At 62.6% G+C, this 9,460-nt stretch carries 12 protein-coding genes; 10 read left to right on the top strand and 2 right to left on the bottom strand.

Going from position 1 to position 9,460, the window contains the following annotated elements; translation table 11 throughout:
• Nucleotides 1–77 precede the first annotated feature (77 nt).
• From thiC to ABIB73_RS10570, 6 genes are all read left to right on the top strand, one after another.
• Nucleotides 78–1,976 carry a phosphomethylpyrimidine synthase ThiC gene (gene thiC / locus ABIB73_RS10595; protein ID WP_354223717.1) on the top strand — a complete coding sequence of 633 codons (1,899 nt, stop codon included), beginning with the start codon at nucleotides 78–80 and terminating at the stop codon, nucleotides 1,974–1,976.
• 16 nt (nucleotides 1,977–1,992) lie between these two features.
• On the top strand, nucleotides 1,993–2,667 hold the full coding sequence (locus tag ABIB73_RS10590) for a uracil-DNA glycosylase family protein (RefSeq protein ID WP_354223716.1): 675 nt from the start codon (nucleotides 1,993–1,995) through the stop codon (nucleotides 2,665–2,667).
• A 4-nt stretch (nucleotides 2,668–2,671) separates the two neighbouring features.
• Nucleotides 2,672–3,193 carry a mismatch-specific DNA-glycosylase gene (locus tag ABIB73_RS10585; protein WP_354223714.1) on the top strand — a complete coding sequence of 174 codons (522 nt, stop codon included), beginning with the start codon at nucleotides 2,672–2,674 and terminating at the stop codon, nucleotides 3,191–3,193.
• A gap of 454 nt (nucleotides 3,194–3,647) precedes the next feature.
• Nucleotides 3,648–4,301, top strand: a complete 654-nt coding sequence (locus ABIB73_RS10580; RefSeq protein WP_354223712.1) for a glutathione S-transferase family protein — start codon at nucleotides 3,648–3,650, stop codon at nucleotides 4,299–4,301.
• A 155-nt stretch (nucleotides 4,302–4,456) separates the two neighbouring features.
• Complete coding sequence (locus ABIB73_RS10575) at nucleotides 4,457–4,849, top strand: hypothetical protein (RefSeq protein ID WP_354223710.1); 393 nt, start codon at nucleotides 4,457–4,459, stop codon at nucleotides 4,847–4,849.
• A 106-nt stretch (nucleotides 4,850–4,955) separates the two neighbouring features.
• Nucleotides 4,956–5,651 carry a glutathione S-transferase family protein gene (locus ABIB73_RS10570; protein ID WP_354223708.1) on the top strand — a complete coding sequence of 232 codons (696 nt, stop codon included), beginning with the start codon at nucleotides 4,956–4,958 and terminating at the stop codon, nucleotides 5,649–5,651.
• 34 nt (nucleotides 5,652–5,685) lie between these two features.
• On the opposite strand, the gene ABIB73_RS10565 is transcribed toward ABIB73_RS10570, so the two are convergent.
• The gene (locus ABIB73_RS10565; RefSeq protein ID WP_354223706.1) at nucleotides 5,686–6,120 is read right to left on the bottom strand and encodes a hypothetical protein; all 435 of its coding nucleotides are present in this window, start codon (nucleotides 6,118–6,120) and stop codon (nucleotides 5,686–5,688) included.
• 399 nt (nucleotides 6,121–6,519) lie between these two features.
• Here ABIB73_RS10565 and ABIB73_RS10560 point away from each other — a divergent pair, with 399 nt between their 5' ends.
• Together ABIB73_RS10560 and ABIB73_RS10555 are read left to right on the top strand one after the other, a co-directional pair.
• A complete protein-coding gene (locus ABIB73_RS10560) occupies nucleotides 6,520–6,903 on the top strand; it encodes a RidA family protein (RefSeq protein ID WP_354223704.1) in 384 nt (127 codons plus the stop codon).
• A gap of 144 nt (nucleotides 6,904–7,047) precedes the next feature.
• Nucleotides 7,048–7,308: a hypothetical protein gene (locus ABIB73_RS10555; RefSeq protein WP_354223702.1), complete on the top strand. Its 261-nt coding sequence runs from the start codon at nucleotides 7,048–7,050 to the stop codon at nucleotides 7,306–7,308.
• Between the two features lie 182 nt (nucleotides 7,309–7,490).
• On the opposite strand, the gene ABIB73_RS10550 is transcribed toward ABIB73_RS10555, so the two are convergent.
• Complete coding sequence (locus ABIB73_RS10550; protein WP_354223700.1) at nucleotides 7,491–7,988, bottom strand: J domain-containing protein; 498 nt, start codon at nucleotides 7,986–7,988, stop codon at nucleotides 7,491–7,493.
• A gap of 111 nt (nucleotides 7,989–8,099) precedes the next feature.
• On the opposite strand from ABIB73_RS10550, the gene ABIB73_RS10545 reads away from it, so the two are divergent.
• Nucleotides 8,100–8,867: an SDR family NAD(P)-dependent oxidoreductase gene (locus ABIB73_RS10545; protein ID WP_354223698.1), complete on the top strand. Its 768-nt coding sequence runs from the start codon at nucleotides 8,100–8,102 to the stop codon at nucleotides 8,865–8,867.
• Between the two features lie 225 nt (nucleotides 8,868–9,092).
• Nucleotides 9,093–9,341 (top strand): helix-turn-helix domain-containing protein, encoded by a 249-nt coding sequence (locus ABIB73_RS10540; RefSeq protein ID WP_354223696.1) that lies wholly within the window; start codon nucleotides 9,093–9,095, stop codon nucleotides 9,339–9,341.
• Nucleotides 9,342–9,460 lie beyond the last annotated feature (119 nt).

Below are 9,460 nucleotides of genomic sequence, written 5' to 3'. Positions count from 1 at the left end.
GCTGCGCTCGCAATGACGGAGCAAGACCTCACCGGCGTCGTTCCGGCCCACACACATACGAATTAAAGGAGGATCCCATGAACATCCGCTCCAACCCCGACAAGACCGTTCCCGCCGTCACCACCGGTCCGCTGCCGTCGTCGCGAAAGATCTTCGCCTCGCCCGATGCGGCGCCCGATTTGCGCGTGCCGCTGCGCGAGATCATCCTCTCCGAAGGCGCCGGCGAGCCGAACCTGCCGGTCTACGACACCTCCGGCCCCTACACCGATCCGTCCGTGACCATCGACGTCAACGCCGGTCTCGCGCGCGGCCGCAAGGCCTGGGTGCTGGAGCGCGGCGGCGTCGAGGAATATGCGGGACGGCAGATCAAGCCGGAGGACAATGGCAGCGTCTCCACCGACAAGGCCGCGCGCGCCTTCTCGGCCTATCACCAGCCGCTGCGCGGCCTCGACGGCCACAAGATCACGCAGCTCGAATTCGCCCGCGCCGGCATCATCACCAAGGAGATGATCTACGTCGCCGCGCGCGAAAATCTCGGCCGCAAGCAGCAGCTCGATCGCGCGGAAGCAGCGCTCGCCGACGGCGAAAGCTTTGGTGCGGAAGTCCCCGCCTTCATCACTCCGGAGTTCGTCCGCAGCGAGATCGCCCGCGGCCGCGCCATCATTCCCTGCAACATCAACCACAGTGAACTCGAGCCGATGATCATCGGCCGCAACTTCCTCACAAAAATCAACGCCAATATCGGCAACTCGGCGGTGACCTCGTCGGTCGAGGAAGAGGTCGAGAAGATGGTGTGGGCGATCCGCTGGGGCGCCGACACCGTGATGGACCTCTCCACCGGCCGCAACATCCACACCACCCGCGAATGGATTTTGCGCAACGCGCCGGTGCCGATCGGCACCGTTCCCATTTATCAGGCGCTGGAGAAGTGCAACGGCGATCCGGTGCAGCTGACCTGGGAGCTCTACAAGGACACGCTGATCGAGCAGTGCGAGCAGGGCGTCGACTATTTCACCATCCACGCCGGCGTGCGCCTGCAATACATCCACCTCACCGCCAACCGCGTTACCGGCATCGTCTCGCGCGGCGGCTCGATCATGGCGAAGTGGTGCCTGGCGCACCACAAGGAGAGTTTTCTCTACACCCACTTCGATGAAATTTGCGACTTGATGCGCAAATACGACGTCTCCTTCTCATTGGGCGATGGATTGCGTCCGGGCTCAATCGCCGACGCCAACGACCGCGCGCAGTTTGCCGAACTCGAGACACTCGGCGAATTGACAAAAATCGCGTGGGACAAGGGCTGCCAGGTCATGATCGAAGGCCCCGGCCACGTGCCGATGCACAAGATCAAGATCAACATGGACAAGCAGCTCAAGGAATGCGGCGAAGCGCCGTTCTACACGCTTGGACCGCTGACCACCGACATCGCGCCTGGCTACGACCACATCACCTCAGGCATCGGAGCTGCCATGATCGGCTGGTTCGGCTGCGCCATGCTCTGCTACGTCACGCCGAAGGAGCATCTTGGGCTACCCGACCGCAACGACGTCAAGGTCGGCGTCATCACCTACAAGATCGCCGCCCACGCCTCCGATCTCGCCAAGGGTCACCCGGCCGCCCAACTGCGCGACGACGCGCTCTCGCGCGCCCGTTTCGACTTCCGCTGGAGCGACCAGTTCAACCTCGGCCTCGATCCCGATACCGCCAAGAACTTCCACGACGAGACCCTGCCGAAGGAAGCCCACAAGGTCGCGCATTTCTGCTCGATGTGCGGCCCAAAATTCTGCTCGATGAAGATCACGCAGGACGTGCGGGATTATGCCGCGACGTTGAATGATCCGAACAGCGTCGGCATGTCGATGAGCGGGACCGCTGAGGACGGCATGAAGCAGATGAGCGCGAAGTTCAAGGAGATGGGGAGTAGCGTGTATCTCGATGCGGAGAAGGTGAAGGAGAGCAATCGGGTGTTGTGAAGGACGCAATTCCTGAATGTCACCGGAACAAAAATGGGCGGCGCTTCGACAATTGGCCAAGAAGCGCCGCCGCGACAGTATTGATGGCTACTGCCGGCTGAGCGATTTTCATGACGGATATTATGAATGCTATTTTGTCTCGCCCTGGACAAGGTCAGCACACAACGTTGGCGCAGACGTCATGCTGCTTGGACAAGATTGGTCGTCATCCGACAAACTAAAAAAGCCGCGAGTCTCCGAACAGAGAAAGTACGGCCAAAGCAGGGGCCTGCGTACAAATGTCAATTTATGCAGCCTGCTTCAGAACATGCGACTGGATTTTGGTGAGACGTACGCGACGAACCTCTTTCCTTTCATCAAGAAGGGTCCAATGAACGCGAGAATAAGAGACCGCGACATGGACTATTGTGCAAGGGAGTATGCCATTCCCCAAATTGAGATTATCTCGCCGAGAATTGTCGTCTGCCTCGGTAAGAGTGCGTACGAAGCAATTTGTCGATCACTGAACGAAGAGTGTCGCCTCTTCAAGCAGGCATTCCAGCCAGAGCATTGCATCAATCATCGTGGTATCGAGATCTACGGTCTTCCGCACCCAGGAAGCTGGGGTATCCGGAACGGAGGTGGAATAGAGGCCGTCCACAAAAAATGGTGGATTCTCGGAAATCGTCTCACTGAACTTCAAGCGCGTTGAGCAAATGCCTAACGGCATTCTTGACCGCCTCCCCGACCAACTCCTTCCCAACCTCCGCCTCGTCTTCGTCGGCACCGCCGCCAGCACGCGCTCGGCCGCACTCGGGCACTATTACGCCCATCCCGGCAACCGCTTCTGGCGCGCGATCCATGAGGCCGGCATCACGCCGCGGCGCTATCAGCCGGGCGAGTTCGCAAGCCTGCTCGAACTCGGGATCGGCTTCACCGATCTCTCCAAGTCCGGGGCCGGGATGGATCACCAGATCGAGGCTGAAACGATCGACGTGCCGGGGTTTAGGGCCAAGATCGAAAAGTATCGGCCGAGGACCATGGCGTTCACGAGCAAGAAGGCTGCGAGCCTGTTTTATGGCAGGCCGTCGAGCGCGATTTCACTTGGGCGGCAGAAAGCCGAAGGAGGTTTGCCGGACATATTCGTGCTCCCATCACCTTCCGGCGCTGCGTCCGGTCATTGGACGCTGGAGCCGTGGCGGGAGCTTGCGGCGTGGATCGGCTCGCAGACTGGATAACGGATAGCGCCGCGCGCTCAGCCGTCGTCCCGGCGAAGGCCGGGACCCATACGGCGAGGTCTGTCGGTGAACATGATAGTCGACCGGACCACGAATCTTCGCCAAATCACTTCCTGGGGCTATGGGTCCCGGCCCCCCGTGCGCGATTGCGCACTAGGCCGGGACGACACCGCGGGTTTGGCAACGGTGTCGCCAAAATACGACGCGGGTAGATTGTCGGAATCCGCGTTGCTCGTTCGTCCTCTGGGCGCAAAGTGCTAAGCCGAACGCCTCGCTGGCATCACGCAATGATCCGTGAGCGGCGCGCTGCCGCAAACAGCGTCAATTGCGAGGAGCTCGCGACAAAATTGCGTAGCAATTTTGCGCTGATGCGGCGAAGCAACCCAGACTGTCTCCGCGGCAGCAATCTAGGTTGCTTCGCTGCGCTCGCAATGACGGAGTATGGAGCCTTCCGATGATCCCCACCATCACAGCCTTCGCAAGTTCGCCCGACCGCGGCAGGGGTCAGGCACGCGACATGCGGGTTCGCTGGGCGCTCGAGGAGGTGGGCCAGCCCTACGACGTCCGTCTTGTTTCGTTCAGCGAGATGAAGCAGCCCGCGCATCTTGTGCTGCATCCCTTCGGGCAGATTCCGACCTTTGAGGACGGCGATCTCACTTTGTTCGAGTCCGGCGCGATCGTGCTCCATATCGCGGAGCGCCATGATGGGCTGCTGCCTGGCGAGGCGAAGGCCAGGGCCCGCGCGATCACATGGATGTTTGCCGCGCTGAGCACGCTGGAACCGCCGATCGTCGATCTCGGGATGGCCATGCTTTTCGAGCGCGACAAGAGCTGGTACGAGGCGCGCCTGCCTGTCCTCAGGGATCGCGTCCGTGTCCGGCTCGGCGAATTGTCCGTTCGCCTCGGCGATGCCGACTGGCTCGATGGTGCGTTCAGCGCCGGCGATCTCCTGATGGTCACCGTGCTGCGCCGGTTGAATGCATCGGGCCTGCTGGACGAATATCCTGACATCTCCGCCTATGTCGCCCGCGGCGAAGCGCGCCCCGCCTTCAAACGGGCTTTCGACGCTCAATTGGCGGTGTTCACCGCCGCATCGACCGGTCGATGAGGCCGCCCGGGGTCATAGGTGACCCCAGGTGTCCTCCGATCGAAGGACATCGCGCATAAAGGGCGAAACTGTTGCAAGCACGTCATTGCGGCGATACCACTTGCGGTGGACGGCCGGGTGTCAACCGGCACGCATCATTCCAGGAAGCCGCCGCAATGAGCGACGATCTCTCCGGTGTCTGGGACGGCACTTACATTCAGCCCGGCACGGGTATGGTCACGTTCACCACGACGCTGGTCGAGGCCGGTGGCGCGCTCAGCGGGAACGTGACCGAGCCGTGCTCGAACCCGCGGTGCCCGCTGAAGACCCTCAATGCGTCGATCACGGGTCATCGCTCCGGCAGCGTGGTCTCGTTCGTCAAGCGTTACGAGCCGCCCGGCTACGGCTATGACGTCGTCCATTACGAAGGCACGCTGAACGCCGAGGCGACCGAGATCGACGGGCGCTGGCGGCTGCCGGCTACGTCCGGGTCGTTTCTGATGATCCGCTCGACCAAGCCCGCTCAGGCGGTCGTTACTGAAAAACGGGCGAAGCAGCCATCTCGCTAAAGCGCGATGAGGATGAATCATCATCGCGCTTTAGGTTATTTTCGCGCATGATCTTTCCGGAAAACCGCTTCACACTTTTCCGGATCATGCGCAGCAAGGAGCGATCATGCTGACCCTCTATTCCTATCCGGAGCTATTCGGCGTCGCCGACAACAACGGCTACGGGCTCAAGGTCTACGCTTTCCTGAAACTCGCTCGCGTGCCGTTCGTGCATGAGCACGTGTTCGATGCCTCCGCCGCGCCGCGCGGACAGTTGCCCTATATCGTCGACGACGGCGAGACCATCGGCGACAGCGAGACGATCATCGCGCACGCGATCGCGAAATATCGCCTGACCATCGATGCCGCGCTGTCGCAGGACGCGCGCCGCACCAATCATCTCGTCACGCGCATGTTGGATGATCTCTACTGGGTGATGTCGTATTCGCGCTGGAAGGACGACCGGTACTATCCGGCGTTTCGCGACGGCTTCATCGCGCAGCATCCGCAGATCGACGCTGATGGGTTCGAGAAGGCACGGGCCTACAATGCACAGCGCTATCATTTCCAGGGCATCGGCCGCTACACGCCCGAACAGGCTTACGCGCGGGGGCTCGCAGATTTGCAGGTGCTGGCCGAGATCGTGCCCGCGACCGGTTTCGTGCACGGCGCGGCGCCGACCAGCATCGATGCCGGCATCTACGGCTTCATCGCGAATATCTACTTCCTGCCGATCCCGACGCCGCTGAAGGCGTTCGTCGATGCGCACACAAATCTCGTCGCGCATTGCGAGCGGATTCATGCGGCGGTGAGCGAAGCGTAGGGTGGGTTGGCCCCACCCTACGCGACGCGCACTGCTACCGCATCGTGATCGCAAGCCCGCTCAGATCCGCATTCGCCATCAAGCCGGTCTGGTAGCCCGACAGCTCCAGCACGGCGCCCTTCTGGTTGGTCAGCACGATGGCGCGGGCGCCGCGGCCGACCGCGAGGCCGGCTCCGGCGGCGCCGTAGACGCCGGCGACGTCGGAGGGACGGTTGATGTTGGAGACGCGGCCGCGCAGCACGGTCTTGGAGCCGCCGAAGACGAGGCCGTAGTCGAGACCGCCGGTGGAGAGCGAATAGGAGCGGCCGCGGAAGCTGAGCACGCCGGAGCCACCGGAGCCGCCGATGATCCAGCCCGCCTTGTAGATCGTCAGCACCACGGTGCCACCATCGGCCTGCGCCGCGGTCGAGAGGCCGGCAAGCGCGGCAATGGCGACGAGCGCGGCGCGCAGAGTGGAAGCGATCTTCATGGGGCGTCTCCGGGGGCTATTTTTCAAGGGTGGAATCGAATCAGATGCCGCAAATGTATCCGATCGATCGCGGCGGCAACATGATGGGGTTTGCGCGTCAGCGAGGGTTCGTCATGCCCGGGCTTGTCCCGGGCATCCACGTTCTCCTTGCCGGAAAGGCGTGGATGGCCGGGACAAGCCCGGCCATGACGACGGAGTTTGGTGCCACAACACATGCCCGCGTCATCATGCAATCATGCCGGTGTTTTGCCCGACGAGTCAAACCACCTTCGGTCCTTCCGAATACCAAAAAGGCCAACGATTTCTACTTTGCATGGGGTTGTTTTCGCATTTTTTGTTGGAGCGGGCCCGACCTGCCGCTACGCTGCTGCGCCTCAGCCCGTCCTCCGAGGTGATCCCATGCCGATCCAGCATTTTGCGCCCCCGCCGCATGTCAAGGCGCCGCCGCTCTCCTTTGCCGCGCGCGTCGGCGACCTCCTGTTCGTCTCCGGCATCCCCGGCTTCGACGCTGGCGGCGCGCTGCCGGACGGCTTCGAGGCGCAGTTTGCCAACGTCGTCATCAACATCAAGCGCGTGCTCGACGAGGCCGGCGCGACGATGCGCGATCTCGTCAAGGTCAACGTGCTCCTGACCCACGCCTCCGACGTCGCCGCGATGAACGCGCTCTATGCCGGCGCGTTCGGTCCGCCGCCCTACCCTGCACGCACCACCTGCGTGGTGCAGGCGCTGCCCGATCCAAAAATGCTGATCGAGATCGAGGCAGTGGCGTCGCTGGCGAAGTGAGCATGTGTGCTTTGTCGGGCACTCGGCCAAGCCAAATGCAGGGCCGCGTCTGACATGTCCGTGAACGACCGCCCGCTGGCTTGCAAAGGGCCCGTCTTTGCCGCACGAGTTTTCGCGTCCCACTTCCCCATCAGGAGATTTTTCATGCGTCGCGTTCTCGCCCTCTGTGCCGTTGCCGGCATCGCTACTTCCGTATTCGCCGTGCCCGCCTCGGCGGCGGTCGGCTATTACGTGATCCGTTGGGACAACACCGGCATCTGCCAGGTCTGGAACGAGGACCTCCGCTACAAGCCGTTCCAGTGGGGCGCTTCGACCTACAAGGTCGTCAGCAAGCCGCTCCCGACCTTCACCGCAGCTTCGGATGTCCAGATCAAGCTGCGCGCGGAGCGCCGCTGCACGCTCTGAGCCGACAGCAGCAGACCAAATTCGAGGGCGGGTTGCGCGAGCAGCCCGCCCTTACTTTTTAAGGGCCACGACGTCGCCGTGAAGGCCGGCCACTGCTCTTGGTAAGAATTCGATCGGCGGACGAAAGAGCCGGGCAAGGGCGCGACCGATTATTACACCGTCCAATTGCGCGTTTGCCGACCCTACGAGATCTCGGTTGTCTCCTTGTGCGCGCCGGGATGAATCAGGATGTCGCGCGCGGCGGCGAGGTCGATGAAGGCTTGCGCGCTGCCGCCCTGGTCGGGATGCTTGCCCTTGGCGGCGCGGCGATAGGCCTGGTTGATGTCGTCGCAGGTGAGTTGCACTGCAAGCGGCAGGCCCAGCATCCTGCGGGCGCGATCCTCGCTGGATAATTTTTTCGGCATGGCGTTGCGGCGGCCGAAGCGCGGCGCGGTCAAGCCGTGGACGACATCGAGGATCACGCCGATCCGGCGCTGGGTCGCCAGGGTGATGCTGTGATCGTCATTGTCCGCGGCCTGCCGCAGCACCGGAAGCGCCTGCTCGGCGGCCTGCCGCAGCGTGGCGTCAGAGCTCATCCGCGCGATCTCGGCCACGAGCCGGCCCGCCTCGGCCCAGTCGGCGAACTCCGCGGCCCGCAGGCGTTCGAGCGCCAATTTCCAGGATTCAAGCCGTTCCATCATGCGCGCAACGTTTAGCAATCAAGATCAGTATGCCAAGGCCGCCGTTTCCGACCCCTTAATTTCGAGTTAGCCTTTCATGAAATTTCGAAACGAATCCGGGAGGAAAATGCCATGGCATTGCTTGCAAACCACATAGCTGTCGTCACGGGCGCGGGTTCCGGCATCGGCCGGGCGATCGCGGCCGGCTATGCACGCGAGGGCGCACAGATCGTACTGCTCGACGTCAATGCCGATACGGTCGCGGAAGCCGCCCAGGAGATCCGCAAGGCCGGCGGCAAGGCCGAGAGCTTTGCGCTCGACGTCACCAAACGCGACGATTGTTTCGCGCTGGCCAAGCAGATCGCCGACAAGGTCGGCCAGGTCTCGATCCTCGTCAACAATGCCGGCATCACCCGCCGCAACGCCTTCACCGCAGAGCCGGAGACGGTGGCGAAGGACTGGAACGACATCATCTCGCTCAACCTCAACGGCGTCTTCAACATGACGCAGGCCTTTCTCGCACCCTTACGCGCAGCCAAGGGCCGCATCGTCAATATCGGCTCGATCCAGTCCTTCGTGCATCTGCGCACGCCGAGCTCGGCGGCGTATACGACCTCGAAGCACGGCGTGCTCGGCTTCACCAAGGCGCTCGCGGTCGAACTCGGCAAGGAAGGCGTGCGCGTCAACGCGATCGGGCCGGGTTTCATCGAAACCAACATCAACGCCAATGTGCGCGCCACCAATCCGGCGCTGGTGCAGGCCTTCGTCGACCACACCCCGCTCGCGCGCACCGGCAAGCCCGAGGATATCGTCGGACCTGCGATCTTCCTCGCGTCGGATCTGTCGTCTTACGTCACGGGAACGATCGTGATGGTCGATGGCGGATATCGCACGGTGTGAGCTGGCCGCAACGGCGGGTTCTGTCGCGCGAGATCGGTCCGCATCACCATGCATCCCGTGCCAATCGCGGCAGCTCGGCGGCATTCCCAAGGTCAATTGGTGCGACCATCCCGCAATTAACCTTTCGTTAACCAAACCCTTCCACCGTAGATCTACGGCTTGGGGGTCGTTTGTTCTCGATCCGCTTCCTACGATGGGAGCGGGCGTTGATCGGGGAGTCTGTTGATGACCACTGTTCATGTCGCGGCGCCCGAGCAGGGCGCACAATTCCTTGCTCCCAACCAGATCGTTCCGCTTCTGATCGGCGCGACTGTCGGCGAGGTCGAGCGCGAGCTCGTACTCCAGACGCTCGCCCGCTGCGACGGCAACCGCACGCGCGCATCCCGCGTGCTCGGCCTGTCGGTGCGAACGCTGCGCAACAAGATCAGGCTCTATGCCGCCTCCGGCATTGAGGTGCCGGCCTATCACGATTGACGCGTGAGGCCGCGCGCCGTGGCGCCGATTGATGTTGATCAAGCCCGGCACGACGCGGGGGCGAATTGCTGATGTCGTCAAACGCCGCTAAGTAGCTTGCTTCCGCAGAGGGAGCAGTG

Origin of the sequence: Bradyrhizobium sp. F1.4.3 (assembly GCF_040548375.1) — a bacterium.
In the GTDB taxonomy this organism is placed as follows: Bacteria; Pseudomonadota; Alphaproteobacteria; order Rhizobiales; family Xanthobacteraceae; genus Bradyrhizobium.
This window is presented reverse-complemented; position numbering and strand designations above follow the sequence as displayed.